This is a genomic window from Micromonospora zamorensis (genome assembly GCF_900090275.1).
Lineage (GTDB): Bacteria > Actinomycetota > Actinomycetes > Mycobacteriales > Micromonosporaceae > Micromonospora > Micromonospora zamorensis.
Window position 1 is genome coordinate 1,774,927 of sequence record NZ_LT607755.1, and the last position, 15,582, is coordinate 1,790,508.

Annotated in this window: 17 protein-coding genes; 14 read left to right on the top strand and 3 right to left on the bottom strand. The window is 72.2% G+C overall.

All coding sequences use genetic code 11. From position 1 onward, the window contains the following. The first annotated feature begins 44 nt into the window (after nt 1-44). From ribD to ribH, 5 genes are read left to right on the top strand one after another with little or no spacing between them, the layout of a single operon-like run. Nucleotides 45-1,106, top strand: coding sequence for a bifunctional diaminohydroxyphosphoribosylaminopyrimidine deaminase/5-amino-6-(5-phosphoribosylamino)uracil reductase RibD (gene ribD, locus GA0070619_RS07975; RefSeq protein WP_088947474.1), 1,062 nt, complete (start codon nt 45-47; stop codon nt 1,104-1,106). A 1-nt stretch (nt 1,107) separates the two neighbouring features. Further along, nucleotides 1,108-1,752, top strand: coding sequence for a riboflavin synthase (locus GA0070619_RS07980; RefSeq protein ID WP_088947475.1), 645 nt, complete (start codon nt 1,108-1,110; stop codon nt 1,750-1,752). Then, complete coding sequence (gene pnuC / locus GA0070619_RS07985) at nt 1,752-2,435, top strand: nicotinamide riboside transporter PnuC (protein ID WP_088947476.1); 684 nt, start codon at nt 1,752-1,754, stop codon at nt 2,433-2,435. Before GA0070619_RS07980 ends, pnuC begins: the two co-directional genes overlap by 1 nt. Beyond that, a complete protein-coding gene (locus tag GA0070619_RS07990) occupies nt 2,432-3,697 on the top strand; it encodes a bifunctional 3,4-dihydroxy-2-butanone-4-phosphate synthase/GTP cyclohydrolase II (RefSeq protein ID WP_088947477.1) in 1,266 nt (421 codons plus the stop codon). The genes pnuC and GA0070619_RS07990 overlap by 4 nt, the downstream gene beginning before the upstream one ends. Nucleotides 3,698-3,699: 2 nt before the next feature. Beyond that, a complete protein-coding gene (gene ribH, locus GA0070619_RS07995; protein WP_088947478.1) occupies nt 3,700-4,200 on the top strand; it encodes a 6,7-dimethyl-8-ribityllumazine synthase in 501 nt (166 codons plus the stop codon). Between the two features lie 91 nt (nt 4,201-4,291). Here the strand turns inward: ribH and GA0070619_RS08000 are convergent, their stop codons facing one another. The 3 genes from GA0070619_RS08000 to GA0070619_RS08010 form a co-directional block, all read right to left on the bottom strand. After that, entirely contained in the window at nt 4,292-5,035 is a 744-nt protein-coding gene (locus tag GA0070619_RS08000) for an amino acid ABC transporter ATP-binding protein (protein ID WP_088947479.1), read from the bottom strand. A 2-nt stretch (nt 5,036-5,037) separates the two neighbouring features. Continuing rightward, the gene (locus GA0070619_RS08005; RefSeq protein WP_414855632.1) at nt 5,038-5,802 is read right to left on the bottom strand and encodes an amino acid ABC transporter permease; all 765 of its coding nucleotides are present in this window, start codon (nt 5,800-5,802) and stop codon (nt 5,038-5,040) included. Between the two features lie 77 nt (nt 5,803-5,879). Then, nucleotides 5,880-6,743, bottom strand: coding sequence for an ABC transporter substrate-binding protein (locus tag GA0070619_RS08010; protein WP_088947481.1), 864 nt, complete (start codon nt 6,741-6,743; stop codon nt 5,880-5,882). Nucleotides 6,744-6,888: 145 nt separating this feature from the next. Between GA0070619_RS08010 and GA0070619_RS08015 the strand changes: the two genes are divergently transcribed. The 9 genes from GA0070619_RS08015 to pheT all read left to right on the top strand — a co-directional run bounded on the left by GA0070619_RS08015 (nt 6,889) and on the right by pheT (nt 15,575). Then, nucleotides 6,889-7,152 carry a phosphoribosyl-ATP diphosphatase gene (locus GA0070619_RS08015; protein WP_088947482.1) on the top strand — a complete coding sequence of 88 codons (264 nt, stop codon included), beginning with the start codon at nt 6,889-6,891 and terminating at the stop codon, nt 7,150-7,152. Between the two features lie 47 nt (nt 7,153-7,199). Next, a complete protein-coding gene (gene hisG / locus GA0070619_RS08020) occupies nt 7,200-8,045 on the top strand; it encodes an ATP phosphoribosyltransferase (protein ID WP_088947483.1) in 846 nt (281 codons plus the stop codon). A 492-nt stretch (nt 8,046-8,537) separates the two neighbouring features. Beyond that, complete coding sequence (locus tag GA0070619_RS08030; RefSeq protein WP_172862001.1) at nt 8,538-9,011, top strand: PH domain-containing protein; 474 nt, start codon at nt 8,538-8,540, stop codon at nt 9,009-9,011. A gap of 518 nt (nt 9,012-9,529) precedes the next feature. Further along, on the top strand, nt 9,530-10,180 hold the full coding sequence (gene infC, locus GA0070619_RS08035; protein ID WP_088947485.1) for a translation initiation factor IF-3: 651 nt from the start codon (nt 9,530-9,532) through the stop codon (nt 10,178-10,180). 19 nt (nt 10,181-10,199) lie between these two features. After that, the gene (rpmI, locus tag GA0070619_RS08040; RefSeq protein WP_007458415.1) at nt 10,200-10,394 is read left to right on the top strand and encodes a 50S ribosomal protein L35; all 195 of its coding nucleotides are present in this window, start codon (nt 10,200-10,202) and stop codon (nt 10,392-10,394) included. Nucleotides 10,395-10,426: 32 nt separating this feature from the next. Next, entirely contained in the window at nt 10,427-10,819 is a 393-nt protein-coding gene (gene rplT, locus GA0070619_RS08045; RefSeq protein ID WP_088947486.1) for a 50S ribosomal protein L20, read from the top strand. Nucleotides 10,820-10,902: 83 nt separating this feature from the next. After that, nucleotides 10,903-11,700 (top strand): TrmH family RNA methyltransferase, encoded by a 798-nt coding sequence (locus GA0070619_RS08050; RefSeq protein ID WP_088947487.1) that lies wholly within the window; start codon nt 10,903-10,905, stop codon nt 11,698-11,700. Between the two features lie 220 nt (nt 11,701-11,920). Continuing rightward, on the top strand, nt 11,921-12,988 hold the full coding sequence (pheS, locus tag GA0070619_RS08055) for a phenylalanine--tRNA ligase subunit alpha (RefSeq protein ID WP_088947488.1): 1,068 nt from the start codon (nt 11,921-11,923) through the stop codon (nt 12,986-12,988). 40 nt (nt 12,989-13,028) lie between these two features. Beyond that, nucleotides 13,029-15,575, top strand: a complete 2,547-nt coding sequence (pheT, locus tag GA0070619_RS08060; protein WP_088947489.1) for a phenylalanine--tRNA ligase subunit beta — start codon at nt 13,029-13,031, stop codon at nt 15,573-15,575. Nucleotides 15,576-15,582 lie beyond the last annotated feature (7 nt).

The window sequence follows — 15,582 nt, forward strand, 5'->3', positions numbered from 1 at the left end:
CCGCCAGCGCGCGGACCGGCGAGTGAGAGGGCAGGGGCAGCGCGATGGCCAGCGTCTCCGTCGATGAGGCGATGCGGCGTGCGATCGAGTTGGCGGCGCGCGGGCTCGGCACGACCAGCCCCAATCCGGTGGTCGGTTGCGTGCTGCTCGACGACGACGGCCAGGTCGTGGGTGAGGGCTTCCACGCGTACGCCGGCGGGCCGCACGCCGAGATCGTCGCCCTCGCGCAGGCCGGGCAGCGGGCCAAGGGCGGCACCGCCGTCGTCACTCTGGAACCCTGCGATCACACCGGCCGCACCGGCCCCTGCAGTTCCGCGCTCGTCCAGGCCGGGGTCGCCCGGGTGGTCATCGCCGTGCCCGACCCCAACCCGGTCGCGTCCGGCGGCGCCGCCACCCTGCGCGCCGCCGGGGTCCGTGTCGACCTGGGGGTACGCGGCGAGGAGGCCGAGGCCGGCAACGTCGCCTGGCTGACCTCGATGCGCCGGGGCTGGCCGTACGTCATCTGGAAGTACGCCGCCACCGTCGACGGGCGCTCCGCCGCGCTCGACGGCACCAGCATGTGGATCACCTCGGAGGCGGCCCGGATCGACGTGCACGCCCTGCGTGGCACTGTCGACGCGGTGCTCGCCGGGGTGGGCACCGTTCTCGCCGACGACCCCCGGTTGACCGCTCGCAACCTTCGTGACGGCAGCCTGGCCATCCGGCAGCCGCTGCGGGTGGTGGTGGACAGCTCGGGGCGTACCCCGGCTGACGCCCGGGTCCGCGACGGCGCCGCGCGGACGTGGATCGCGACCGCCGCCGAGGTGGGCGCCGACCCGGACGGCCGGGTCGACCTGACGGCGCTGCTCGCGGCGCTGCACCAGCGCGGGGTCCGCGCGGTGCTGCTGGAGGGCGGCCCCCGGCTGGCCGGCGCGTTCCTGCGGGCCGGCCTGGTCGACAAGATCGTCGGGTACGTCGCGCCCCGGTTGCTCGGCGCCGGCCCGACCGCCCTGGTCGACGCCGGAGTGAGCACCATCGCTGAGGCCATCGATCTGGAGTTCGTCGACGTTACGCAGATCGGTCCGGATCTCCGGATCACCGCTTTGCCCCGCAAAAGGGAGGGCTGAGATGTTCACCGGCATTATCGAGGAGTTGGGCGAGATCGTCCGGGTCACGCCGACGGCGGGCGATTCGGCGCTGATCGGCGTACGCGGTCCGCTGGTCACCTCCGACGCCCGGCACGGCGACTCCATCGCGGTCAACGGCGTGTGCCTGACCGTGGTGGAGGTGGCCGACGGGGTCTTCACCGCCGACGTGATGGGGGAGACGCTGCGCCGCTCCGCGCTGGGCGCGCTGAACGTCGGCGACCCGGTCAACCTGGAGCGGGCCGCCGCACTCGGCAGCCGGCTCGGCGGGCACCTGGTGCAGGGCCACGTGGACGGCGTCGGCGCGGTGCTCTCCCGGGAGCCGGCCGAGCAGTGGGAGACGGTCCGGTTCCGGCTGCCCGCCGCCCTGTCCCGGTACGTGGTGGAGAAGGGCTCGATCACCATCGACGGTGTCTCGCTGACCGTGGCCCAGGTGGGCGCGGACGAGTTCGCCGTCGGGTTGATCCCGACCACGCTCAAGCTGACCACGCTCGGCGCGAAGAGCGTCGGCGACCCGGTCAACCTGGAGGTCGACGTGCTGGCCAAGTACGTCGAGCGGCTGCTCGGCGACCGGCTCACCGGCACCGATGGCACCGGGGTGGCCCCGATCACCGGCGGGGTGGCCTGATGGGCCCGCTGAGCTGGCTGCTGGACGCACAGGTGCAGGTGGGCGGCTCGTCGGTGCTGGCCCGGGAGATCGTCGGCAACGCGTTCGGGCTGGTCTCCGCGCTGCTCGGGCTGCGCCGGCTGGTCTGGGCGTGGCCGGTCGGCATGGTCGGCAACGCGCTGCTGCTCACCGTCTTCCTCGGCGGGGTGTTCGCCACCCCCCAGGAGCACGACCTGTACGGGCAGGCCGGCCGACAGGTGTTCTTCTTCGCGGTCAGCGTCTACGGCTGGTGGCGCTGGCAGTCGAACCGCCGCGCCGACGCCGGTCAGGCAGCGGTCGTCCCGCGCTGGGCCACCGGGCGGGAGCGGCTGATGCTGCTGCTGGCTGCCGTGGTCGGCACCGCCGCCGCGTACCCGGTGCTCAAGGCGCTGGGCTCGTGGGGTCCGCTGCCCGACGCCTGGATTCTCACCGGCAGCCTGCTGGCCACCTACGGCATGGCACGCGGCTGGGTGGAGTTCTGGCTGCTCTGGATCGCGGTGGACGCGGTCGGCGTGCCGCTGCTGCTGCGCGGCGGGTTCTACCCGTCGGCGGTCATGTACCTGATCTACGGCGCCCTCTGCGCCTGGGGCTTCGCCGCCTGGTGGCGCACCTCGCGCGCCGCGGCCCTCGCCCGTACGCCCATCTACCGGGAGGCCGTCGCGTGACCAGCTTCGGGGATATCGAGCAGGCGGTCGCCGAGATCGCGGCCGGTCGGCCGGTGGTCGTCGTCGACGACGCCGACCGCGAGAACGAGGGCGACCTGATCTTCGCGGCCGAGCTGGCCACACCGGAGCTGATGGCGTTCATGGTGCGCTACACCTCCGGGTACGTCTGCGTGGCGTTGACCGAGAGCGAGGCCGACCGCCTCGACCTGCCGCCGATGCACCACACCAACCAGGACCGGCGCGGCACCGCGTACACGGTGACAGTGGACGCCCGGGAGGGTGTCAGCACCGGCATCTCGGCAGCCGACCGCGCGCACACCAGCCGGCTGCTCGCGGCAGCGGCGACCGACCCGACCGACCTGGCCCGGCCCGGGCACGTCGTGCCGTTGCGCGCCCGCGAGGGCGGGGTGCTGCGCCGCCCCGGGCACACCGAGGCGGGGATCGACCTGACCCGGCTGGCCGGGTTGCGCCCGGCCGGCGTGCTCTGCGAGCTGGTCAACGACGACGGCACCATGATGCGGTTGCCGGACCTGGAGAAGTTCTCCGCCGAGCACGGCCTCACGCTGATCACGATCGCCGACCTGATCGCCTACCGGCGGCGCACCGAGAAGCAGGTCGAGCTTGTCGCCGACGCCCGGATGCCCACCCGGCACGGGGTGTTCCGGGCCCTCGGCTACCGCGCGGAGCACGACCCGGCCGAACACATCGCGATGGTGCTGGGCGACCTCGGCGACGGCCAGGACGTGCTGGTGCGGGTGCACTCCGAGTGCCTTACCGGGGACGTGTTCGGCTCACTGCGCTGCGACTGCGGGCCGCAGCTGGACGCCGCGCTGGCCCGGGTCGGGCGGGAGGGCCGGGGCGTGGTGCTCTACGTCCGCGGGCACGAGGGGCGCGGCATCGGGCTGCTGCACAAGCTGCAGGCGTACCAGTTGCAGGACTCCGGCCGCGACACCGTCGACGCCAACCTCGACCTGGGCCTGCCGGCCGACGCCCGCGACTACGGCACCGGCGCGCAGATCCTCTACGACCTGGGCGTGCGCTCGATGCGACTGCTGACCAACAACCCGGCCAAGCGGGCCGGGTTGGAGGGCTACGGGTTGACCATCACCGGCCGGGAGGGGTTGCCGGCCGGTGCGCACCCGGAGAACCTGCGCTACCTGCGCACCAAGCGGGACCGGATGGGTCACCTGCTGGACGAGTTGGACGAGCTGTCCGAGGCGCCGCTGGGGCGCCCGGTCGCCAACGACGAGATCGGAGCATGACGATGGCGGGTTTCGGTGAGCCGGGAGTCGACGCGGTGGATGCCGCGGGGCTGACCGTCGGGGTCGTTGCCGCCCGCTGGCACGGCGACCTCACCGACCACATGCTGGAGCGGGCGTTGGCTGCCGCCGAGGCGTGCGGGGCCCGGTCCGTGGTCGCCCGGGTCGCCGGCTCGGTCGAGCTTCCGGTGGTCGCCCAGGCCCTCGCGCGCCGGTGTGACGTGGTGGTCGCGCTCGGCGTGGTGGTCCGCGGTTCCACCGCGCACTTCGACTACGTCTGCCGCTCAGTCACCGACGGGCTGACCCGGGTCGCGCTGGACGAGGGCAAGCCGGTGGCGCACGGGGTGCTGACCGTGGAGACCATCGAGCAGGCCCGGGACCGCGCCGGTCTGCCCGGCTCGGCGGAGGACAAGGGCTGGGCCGCGACCGTCGCCGCGCTCGACGCCGCGCTGGCCGTCCGGACCGTCGCCGCCGGCAGCGCCCAGCGGGTCGGCTTCGGCGGCTGAGGCATCCTCGCCGGCGGCTGCCCCGCGCTTGCCGGCGGCCGGCTTGAGGGCCGCCGGCTTGAGATGCCGCCTGCGTGCGGGGCGGCCGGCTTCAGAGCCGGCCGGCCTCGATGATCCGGTGCAGGAACTGCCGGGTGCGCGGCTGGGTCGGCTCGCCCAGCACCTGCTCGGGCGGGCCGCTCTCGACGACCCGACCCTCGTCGAGGAAGCACACCTCGTCGGCGACCTCCCGGGCGAAGCTCATCTCGTGGGTGGCCAGCACCATGGTCATCCCGTCGGCCTTCAGGTCCCGGATCATCGCCAGCACCTCACCGACGAGTTCCGGGTCCAGCGCGGAGGTCACCTCGTCGAGCAGCATCAGCCGAGGTGAGTTCGCCAGCGCCCGGACGATCGCCACCCGCTGCTGCTGCCCGCCCGAGAGCCGGTCCGGGTAGGCGTCCGCCCTGGCGCCGAGCCCCACCCGGTCGAGCAGCTCCCGGGCCTGGGCCTCCGCCTCCGCCCGGGCCCGCCGGTGTACGCGGCGCGGAGCGAGGGTGACGTTCTCCAACACGCTCAGGTGCGGAAAGAGGTTGTACGCCTGGAACACCATGCCGATGCGCCGACGGACCCGGTCCGGGTCAACCCGGGGATCGGAGATGTCCTCCCCGTCCAGCTCGATGGTGCCGTCGTCCAGCTCCTCCAGCAGGTTCACGCACCGCAGCAGCGTCGACTTGCCCGACCCGGAGGCGCCGATCAGCGCCACCACCTGATGCTCGGAGACGGTCAGGTCGAGCTGGTCGAGCACCACCTGGCCGGCGAACTCCTTGCGCAGACCCCGGCAGCGGAGCAAAGCCATCCTCAGCCTCCCGACTGTCGGCGCGCCGCCCGCAGCGTCACCCAGTCGGTGACCGCGATCAGTGGGATCGCGAGCAGCACGAAGAGCACCCCCGCCACGACGTACGGCGTGTAGTTGAACGACTGGGCGGTGGCGATCTGAGCCGCGCGGACCGCGTCGATGGGCCCGGCGAGCGAGACCAGCCCGACGTCCTTCTGCAACGCCACCACGTCGTTGAGCAGGGGCGGCGCCACCCGGCGGACGGCCTGCGGCAGCACCACGTGGCGCATCGTCTGCCGATAGGTAAGGCCCAGCGAGCGCGCCGCGGCCAGCTGGCTGGGGTGCACCGACTCGATGCCGGCCCGGAACACCTCGGCGAGATAACCGCTGTAGGTGAGGACCAACGCGGCCCCACCGAGCACGAGCACCGGCGGCATCCCCTGCAGTCGCAGGCCGGGCACGCCGAGGGTGAGCAGGTACAGCACGATGATCAGCGGCAGGCCGCGGAAGGTGTAGGTGTAGCCGGCGGCGAGTGCCCGGACCGGGAAGAAGACCGGGCCGCGCAACGTCCGCAGCACAGCGATCACCAGCCCGAGCAGCAGCGCGCCGACCGCACAGCAGACCAGCAACCGGACGTTGAGCCAGAGCCCGCTCAGCACCGCCGGCAACGCGTCCCGGGCGATCTCCGGGTCCAGGAACGACTGCCGCACCCGGTCCCAGCCGGGCGCACCGGTCACCGCGACGACCAGCAGCGTGCCGAGCGCCGCCGTGGAACAGGCCGCGACCATCACGCTGTAGACGGTCTGCCGATGCCGGTACGCCGACCGCCGCCGCTGCGCCTCGGAGGGCACGTGATCCAGGAGCGTCACCGCAGCTCGGCCGCCCCCGCCGCCTGCGCGAGCCACGTCTGCTCCAACTGCTTCAGCGTGCCGGCCGCGGTGAGCTGACCGACCGCGCCGGTCACGCAGGAGGTCAGCGGGGAGTTCTTGTCCAGCAGCAACCCGAACGCCTCCGGCGTACCGACCTGCGGCACCTGCCCCACGATCGTCGCGTCGGTGATCTCCGCCCCGGTGATGTAGAAGGCGGTCGGCAGGTCCACCACGAGACCGTCCAGCTGCCCGTTCTGCAGGGCCTTCTTGGCGTCGTCGTTGCTGTTGTAGACCTGCGGCTTGGCCGACGGCTTGATCACGTCGGTGATCGCCTGGTAGCTGGTGGTGCCCACCTGGGCGCCGAGCCGCGCGTCGCGAAGATCTGCCAGCGACGTCTTGCCGGCGATCTTCGAGGACTTCAACGCGACGACGGTCTGCCGCACCAGGTAGTACGGCGCGGAGAAGTCCACCGCCTGCTTGCGCTCCTCGGTGATGGAGAACTGGTTGATGTCGAAGTCGAAGTCCTTCGGCCCGGGCGCGATCGCGGTGTCGAACTTCACCCGCGTCCAGGTGACGTCCGCGCGGGCGTAGCCGAGCTTCTCCGCCACCGCGTACGCGACGGCCGACTCGAAGCCCTCGCCGCTCTCCGGCTTGTCCTTCGAGAACCACGGCTCGTACGCGGGCTGGTCGGTGGCGATGGTGAGCTTGCCCGGCGTACGGGTGGGCAGGCTGTCCTTGGCGCAGGACAGACCCGTGGTGACAGTGGGGGTTGGTAGTTCCTTCTGTGGCGCGCATCCGGCGGTGGCTACGACGGCGGCACCGGCGAGGGTGAGCGCGAGGAGACGTGAGCTGCTGGCCATGGCCGACAGCGTAGAGCTCCATGAGCATCGATCGAAGGTTGTCCCACCATGTCGATAGGGAATTGCCGCCTCGAAGTCCCGCTGACCGGGTGTTGGCGGACCCGGACGTACGGTGCGAGTCGACCGGCTGGAAGAATCCTCTCCCGTGAAGACGTTCGAGGAGTTGTTCGCCGAGCTGCAGGCCAAGGCCGCCGCCGGCACCCCGGGCTCGGGCACCGTCGCCGCCCTGGAAAAGGGGGTGCACTTCATCGGCAAGAAGGTCGTCGAGGAGGCGGCCGAGTCGTGGATGGCCGCCGAGCACGAGGGGCCGGAGCGCACCGCCGAGGAGATCTCCCAACTGCTCTACCAGGTCCAGGTGCTCATGCTCGCCAGTGGTCTCGACCTCAAGGACGTCTACCGACATCTGTGAGTGCCCCCACCCGTTGATCGCCATCCGGATCGAAGGAGCACTCCGTCATGTTGCGTGTCGCCATCCCCAACAAGGGCACCCTGGCCGAGCCGGCCGCCCAGATGCTGCGCGAGGCGGGCTACCGCCAGCGCACCGACCCCAAGGACCTCGTCTGCCGGGACGAGGCCAACGACGTCGAATTCTTCTACCTGCGCCCCAAGGACATCGCCACCTACGTCGGCTCCGGTGACCTCGACCTCGGGATCACCGGCCGGGACCTGCTGATCGACTCGGCCGCGCCGGCGGAAGAGGTCGTCGACCTCGCCTTCGGCCGGGCCACCTTCCGCTTCGCCGCCCGCCCCGACGACATCGCCTCCGTCCAGGATCTGGGCGGCCACCGGATCGCCACCGCGTACCCCGGGCTGGTCGAGCGGCACCTCGGCGAGGTGGGAGTCAAGGCCGACGTGATCCGCCTCGACGGTGCGGTGGAGAACGCCGTACGCCTCGGTGTCGCCGACGTGATCGCGGACGTCGTGGAGACCGGCGCCACCCTGCGCCAGGCGGGCCTCGTCGTGTTCGGGGAGCCGCTGCTGCGCTCCTCGGCGGTGCTGGTCCGGCGTGCCGGCGCGCCCGCGAACGCGCAGGCCGAGCAGTTGCTGCGCCGTCTGCACGGTGTGCTGGTGGCCCGCCGCTACGTGATGCTCGCCTACGACGTGCCGGCCGGCCTGCTGGATCGCGCCAGCGGGCTCACCCCGGGCATCGAGTCACCCACCGTCTCGCCGCTGCACCGCGAGGGCTGGGTGGCGGTGCAGGCGATGGTGCTCCGCGACGACGTCCACCGGATCATGGACGAGCTGTACGAGTTGGGCGCTCGCGCCATCCTCGTCACCAACATCCACGCCTGTCGCCTCTGACCGGTCGTCCGGCGGGCGGCCCGGCGCTTGATCAACTCGGGTTCATTGAAACGGGGGTGTCCGCGCGCCAGGGACACCCCCGTTTCACGAAACCCGAGTGGATCTGTCGCGCCGGCGCGGGTGTGCGGCGCGGGTGTGAGGCGCGGGTATGCGGCGCGGGTGTGCGGCGAGGAACCCTCCCGGCGGCCGTGCCCCGACCGGGAAGATCGCGCTCGATCATTGAAGTAGTGGTGTCGATCTCGACGGAGGCCACTTGATCCTGGATCGAGCACGATCTTCGCGGTGCGGTGCGGTGCGGCGCGGCGCGGCGCGGCGCGGTGCCGTGCCGTGCGGCGGTGCCGTGCGGTGCGGCGGTGCCGTGCGATGCGGCGGTGCCGTGTTGCCCGGTGGCGCGATGTGGTCGTGACCGTGTGGGTGCCCGCATGGCCGGGCTGAGTGTTCGCTCGGCGGGTGGTGCGGCCCACGGGCGGGTGCGGATGGCAGACTGGTGGGGTGAGTGAAACCGAACTGGTCCGCCTGAAGCCCCGCCGCATCCGCGTGGTCTGCTGGTCGGCGGCGGTTGCGCTGGTGGTGGTGTTCGGTCTGGTCGCCACCTCGCTGAGCGGGCCGACCGGCGACGGTTACGGCAGCTTCCAGCGCGGCGACCAGATCGCCATGGTCGGCTTGGGCATCTTCGGGGCGCTGGGCTTCCTGCTGTTCACCCGTCCGCGGGTGGAGGCGGACGCGCGTGGCGTCCGGGTGCGCAACATCATCAGCTCCTACGAGCTGCCCTGGGAGGTTGTCCGGGGAGTCCGGTTCGACCGGGGCGCGCCGTGGGCCAGCCTGGACCTGCATGACGACGACCTCCTGCCGATGATCGCCCTCCAGGCGGCCGACAAGGAGCTTGCCGTCGACGGGGTCCGCGCGTTGCGACGCCTGCACGAGGCGCACCAGGCCCACCTCGCCGAACGCGCCGCCGGCCGCTGACCCGCATCCCATCGGCAAGATCTGGACAACTTCCCTGAAACTGCTGTCTCAGCGTCGCCGGAGGCAGCACTTTCAGGGAAACTGCGCGGGATCTTGGCCGCCGCCGCCCGTCCGACTCGTCCGACTCGCCCGGCACGACCGGCACGACCGGGGCGGGGCGGCCAGCACGGCCAGCGCGGGCAGGGCCTTGACCCTCAGGTGGTGCCCGGTTTGGGGGCGGACGGGGCGCCGGTGTAGTGTTGTCGAGTCGACCAGGCTGTCTCCGCGTGCGAGCAGACAGCCTTGAAAGCGGAGCGCCTGCTCCCACCCGAGTCGCCGCTACGGTGGCCGGGTCCGGTCACCGGTTCCGGGCATGTCCCGGCGCCGGATGCGCGATCCTGTGATCGTGCTGACCGGTCGAGCGGGCCCTGGCATGCGCCGGGGCCTTCTGCTTTTCGGGTTGGTTCCCATCCGGGGGCCGCGGGGGTCGGCACTGAGCAGAAGCGACTCGAGGAGGCCCCATCAGCGTCGAACCACGCGTGAACGAGCAGATCCGGGCACGTGAGGTCCGACTGGTCGGCCCAGAGGGTGAGCAGGTGGGCATCGTCCCCCTGGAGCGCGCTCTTCAGCTGGCCGCGGACGTCGATCTGGACCTGGTCGAGGTTGCGCCGATGGCGCGCCCGCCGGTGTGCAAGCTCATGGACTTCGGCAAGTTCAAGTATGAGAGCGCACTCAAGGCGCGCGAAGCGCGGCGTAACCAGCAGCAGACCGTCATCAAGGAAATGAAGCTTCGACCGAAGATCGACCCGCACGACTACGAGACCAAAAAGGGTCACGTGGTGCGGTTCCTCAAGGCGGGCGACAAGGTCAAGGTGACGATCATGTTCCGCGGTCGCGAGCAGAGTCGTCCGGAGCTGGGTTACCGGCTCCTGCGTCGACTCGAATCCGAGATCACGGAACTGGGATACGTCGAGGCCGCTCCGAAGCAGGACGGCCGAAACATGATCATGGTTCTCGCTCCGCATCGGGCCGTCAAGGCCTCCGCGGTCGCCGCTACGGCGTCCCGCGGTGGACCTCGGGACCGGGCAGGGGACGAGTCCGCCGCTCCGGAAGCCGATGAGACCGCAGCGGTCGGCGAGACCGCAGCAGCCGGTGACACCGGCCTCGCCGCCGATACCAGCGGCGAGTAACAGGGGAGAGACGTTCCACATGCCGAAGATGAAGAGCCACACGGGTATGGGTAAGCGGGTCAAGGTGACCGGCAAGGGCAAGATCGTTGCCCAGCAGGCCGGCCTCCGTCACAACCTGGAGAAGAAGCCCTCCACCCAGACCCGCCGGCTGACCGGCACGGTCGTGCTGGCCAAGGCCGACGTCAAGCGCATCAAGAAGCTGCTCGGCCGCTGACGCGCGCCACCTTTACGTAATAAGGAGTTGAGATGGCACGCGTCAAGCGGGCTGTAAACGCCCAGAAGAAGCGTCGTACCCTGCTGGAGTCCGCGAGTGGTTACCGCGGTCAGCGCTCCCGGCTGTACCGCAAGGCCAAGGAGCAGGTGCTGCACTCGATGCAGTACGCCTACCGGGACCGTCGCGACCGCAAGGGCGACTTCCGGCAGCTGTGGATTCAGCGGATCAACGCGGGCGCCCGGGCCAACGGGATGACCTACAACCGCCTGATCCAGGGCATGCGTCTGGCCGGCATCGAGGTCGACCGCAAGATCCTGGCCGACATGGCTGTCAACGACGCCGCCTCTTTCGCGGCGATCGTCGAGCTGGCCCGGGCCGCGGTCACGGCCGAGGGCACCGGCGGCGCGGCGGCTCAGGCCGCCTGATCCCCACGCACCAGAACGAGGCGTCTCCCGTGTCGGCACCGCCGTCCGGGGGGCGCCTCAATCGTGCCGGAGGAGCGCACACCATGGCTTTCACCCCGCGTACCCCCAGGGTTGTCGCCGCCCGGCGGTTGCAACGCCGCCGGGACCGCGACGCCACCGGCCAGTTCCTGGCCGAGGGCCCACAGGCGGTCCGCGAGGCCCTCGCGCGGCCGGAGGTGGTCACCGAGCTGTTCGGTACGACCGCCGCCCTCGACCGGCACCCGGATCTGGCCGCCACGGCGGCCCGCGCCGACGTGCCCGTCTCCGAGGTCACCGACGAGGCCCTCGCCGCGCTGACCGAGACCGTCGCCCCGCAGGGACTGGTCGCCGTCTGCCGGCACCTCGACGTGTCGCTGGAGCAGGCCCTCGCGGGTGCGCCCCGGCTCGTGGCGGTGCTCGCCGAGATCCGTGACCCGGGCAACGCCGGCACGGTGCTGCGCACCGCCGACGCGGCCGGGGCGGGCGCGGTCGTCTTCGCCGGCGAGGCCGTCGACCCGTACAACGGCAAGTGTGTACGCGCCTCCGCCGGCAGCCTCTTCCACCTCGACGTGGTGCGCGCCGCCGACCCCGCCCAGGTGGTCGACGCGCTGCGCGCCGCTGGGCTGTCGATCTTCGCCACCACGGGGTACGGCGACAGCGACCTGGACGACATGACCGACTACGGTCGGCTCGTCGGGCCCACCGCATGGTTGTTCGGCTCGGAGGCGCACGGCCTGCCCGAGGAGTTGGCTTCCGCCGCCGACGCCCGCGTGCGGGTGCCGTTGTACGGGCGCGCGGAGAGCCTCAACCTGGCTGCCGCAGCGGCGGTGTGCCTGTACGCTTCAGCGAGAGCACAGCGCTGAGGGTGATCATGCCCGGCGCGACTGACAGCAGGGGAGAGCGTCCGCCCATGAACGCGCCACGGCGTTCGTTTAGCCAGCCCGCCGGTGTCGGCGGGCGGCGGGCCTGACCTGCTCCCTGCACAACTCCTACCGGCGGGCTGCGGCACAGCCGCGCGTCCGTAGACTCGCTTAGCCGCCCCCGGTGAGGGCTGGCGCCGCCGTGAGGGAGTGCCCGTACGCCATGAGCTACCGCAACGATCCGTACGACCCGAAGCAGGTCGCCCTGCTCGACCCCGCCGCCCTGGACGAGGCTGTCGCGGACGCCACGAAGGCGTTCACGGCCGCCGCCGACCCGGACGCGTTGACCGCGCTGCGCTCGGTGCATCTCGGTGACCGGTCACCGGTCTCGCTGGCCCGCCGCGAGATCGGCGCGTTGCCGCCGGCCGCGAAGTCCGACGCCGGCAAGCGGGTCAACGAGGCCCGCCGGGCGATCGAGACCGCGTACGCCGACCGCGCCGAGGTGCTGGAGCGTGAGCAGGCCCAGCGGGTGTTGGTCGAGGAGCGGGTGGACGTCACCCTGCCCTTCAACCGGCGTCCCCGGGGCGCCCGACACCCGCTGAGCGTCCTGATGGAGTCGATCAGTGACCTGTTCGTCGGGATGGGCTACGAGGTGGCCGAGGGGCCTGAGGTCGACCTGGAGTGGGTCAACTTCGACGCGCTGAACATCCCCGCCGACCACCCGGCGCGCGGGTTGATGGACACGTTCCACATCGCACCGGAGGGCTCCGGCCTTGTGCTGCGTACGCACACCTCGACGGTGCAGACCCGCACCATGCTCAGCCGCAAGCCGCCGATCTACGTGATCGTGCCCGGCCGCGTCTACCGCACCGACGAGATCGACGCCACGCACAGCCCGGTGTTCCACCAGGCCGAGGGTCTGGTGGTCGACAAGGGCATCACGATGGCGCACCTGCGGGGCACGCTCGACCACTTCGCCCGGGCGATGTTCGGGCCGGAGGCGAAGACCCGGTGGCGGCCGCACTACTTCCCGTTCACGGAGCCGTCGGCGGAGTTCGACGTGTGGTTCCCGGAGCACCGTGACGGCCCGCAGTGGGTCGAGTGGGGCGGCTGCGGCATGGTCAACCCGCGGGTGCTGCGCGCCTGCGGCGTCGACCCGGAGGTCTACTCCGGATTCGCCTTCGGCATGGGCATCGACCGGACCCTGATGGTCCGGCACGGGGTCAGCGACATCCGCCACCTCTTCGAGGGCGACGTGCGGTTCAGCCGCGCGCTCGGGACCGGGGCGTAGGCGATGCGGGTACGAGACACGGGAACGGTGGTCTGAAGTCATGCGAGTTTCTGTCAGTTGGCTGCGGGAGTACGTCGACCTCCCCGCCGACCTGCCCACCGGTGACCTGGAGCAGGCCCTGGTCGACCTCGGCATCGAGGTCGAGTCCGTCGTGGACCTGGCCGCCTCCGTCACCGGTCAGCTCGTCGTCGGTGAGGTCCGCGAGATCGAGGAGCTCACCGGCTTCAAGAAGCCGATCCGGTTCTGCCGGGTCGACGTGGGTGACGCCAACGGCACCGGGGAGCCGCAGGAGATCGTCTGCGGGGCGCGCAACTTCGCCGTCGGTGACCGCGTGGTGGTGATCCTGCCCGGCGGTGTGCTGCCCGGCGGGTTCGCGATCGGCGCCCGCAAGACGTACGGGCACAACTCCGCGGGCATGATCTGCTCGGCGAAGGAGCTGGGTCTCGGCGACGACCACTCCGGCATCATCGTGCTGGGGCCGGACGTGACGGCCAAGCCGGGCGACGACGCGCGCCCGGTGGTCGGCCTCGACGACGTCGTGCTCGATCTGGAGATCACCCCCGACCGGGGGTACGCGCTGAGCCTGCGGGGTCTGGCCCGGGAGCTGTCGCACGCGTTCGACGTGCCGCTGCACGACCCGGCCCTGGCCCCCGCGCCGAGCGGCACCGAGACACCCGCCTACCCGGTGGAGGTCCGCGACACGGTCGGCTGCGACCGGTTCACCGCCCGCCTGGTCCGGGGCGTCGACCCGAGCGCGCCCACCCCGTCGTGGATGCAGCAGCGGCTGGTCACCGCCGGCATCCGCAGCATCTCGTTGCCGGTGGACATCACCAACTACGTGATGTTGGAGCTGGGCCAGCCGATGCACGCCTTCGACGCCGACCGGGTCGTCGGGCCGCTGGTGGTCCGCCGCGCCGAGGCGGGGGAGAAGCTGACCACCCTGGACGGTGTCAACCGGGTGCTCACCGCCGACGACATGGTCATCTGCGACGACACGGGTCCGATCTCCCTCGCGGCCGTGATGGGCGGCGAGACCAGCGAGGTCGTCGCCGACACCACCACCGTGCTCTTCGAGGCGGCGCACTGGGACCCGGCGATGGTCGGGCGTACGGCCCGCCGGCACAAGCTGTTCAGCGAGGCCGCGAAGCGCTGGGAGCGGGGCGTCGACCCGGCCGTGGCGCTGGTCGCGTTGGAACGTGCCGTGCGGCTGCTCACCGAGCACGGTGGTGGCACCCCGGGCGCGGAGGTCCTGGACATCGACCACGTCCGTCCGCGTACCCCGATCACCCTGCCGGCGGACCTGCCCACCCGGCGGGTCGGCGTGGAGTACCCGCCGGCGCGGGTGGTCGCCCTGCTGGAGCGGGTCGGCTGCACCGTCGCGCAGGGCGTGGACCGGTTGTCCGAGGACCCGGGCGCGGTCGGCGTGGCCAGCGGCGCCGGGACGGCGCTGAGTGTCACCCCGCCGACCTGGCGGCCCGACCTGACCGACCCGGCCGACCTGGTCGAGGAGGTGGTCCGCCTCGACGGGTACGACCGGGTGCCGTCGGTGCTGCCGACCGCGCCTCCCGGTCGCGGCCTGACCCCGCGGCAACGTCGGCGCCGGGCGGTCGCCGGGTCCCTCGCTGAGCGGGGGTACGTGGAGGTGCTCGCGCACCCCTTCGTGTCGCCGGAGCTGGCCGACCAGCTCGGCCTGGCGGCCGACGACCCGCGTCGCCCCGCGGTGCGGCTGGCCAACCCGTTGTCCGAGGAGGAGCCGCTGCTGCGCACCACGCTGCTCGGCCCGCTGCTCGGCATCCTCAAGCGCAACCTCGGTCGAGGTCACCGCGACCTCGCCCTCTACGAGATCGGCGCGGTCTTCCACCCGCGCGTCGGTGCCGGCAGCCCGCCGGCGATGGGCGTGGACCGGCGTCCCACCGACGCGGAGTTCGCGGCCGCCGACGCGGTGGTGCCGGCGCAGCCGGTGCACGTCGCGGTGGTGCTCGCCGGCGACCTCGACCCCGCCGGTTGGTGGGGTGCGGGTCGACCGGCCGGCTGGGCGGACGCGATCGAGGCGGCCCGTGACGTGCTCGACGCCGCCGGGATTCCCGGCGAGCGGGTCGAGGTGCGGGCGGCCGAGTACGCGCCGTGGCACCCGGGCCGCTGCGCCGAGCTGCGGGTCGACGGCGCGGTCGTCGGGCACGCCGGTGAGCTGCACCCGGTGGTCGTCGCGGCGTTGGAGCTGCCCCGACGCACCTGCGCGATGGAGCTGGACCTCGACACGCTGCCACCGACCCCGGTGACGCCCGCGCCGACGGTGTCCGGCTTCCCACCGGCGCTGATCGACGTGGCCTTGGTGGTGGACGACTCGGTGCCGGCGGAGCAGGTACGCCGGGCGCTGGAGGCGGGCGCCGGTGAACTGCTGGAGGACGTGCGGCTGTTCGACGTGTACTCCGGCGCGCAACTCGGCGCCGGCCGCCGGTCGTTGGCGTACAAGCTCACCTTCCGGGCACCGGACCGGACGCTTACCGTCGAGGAGGCGGTCGCGGCACGGGACGCGGCGGTCGCCGTCGCGGCGGAGCGCCTCGGCGCCACCCTGCGCGGCGCCTGAGCGGTGC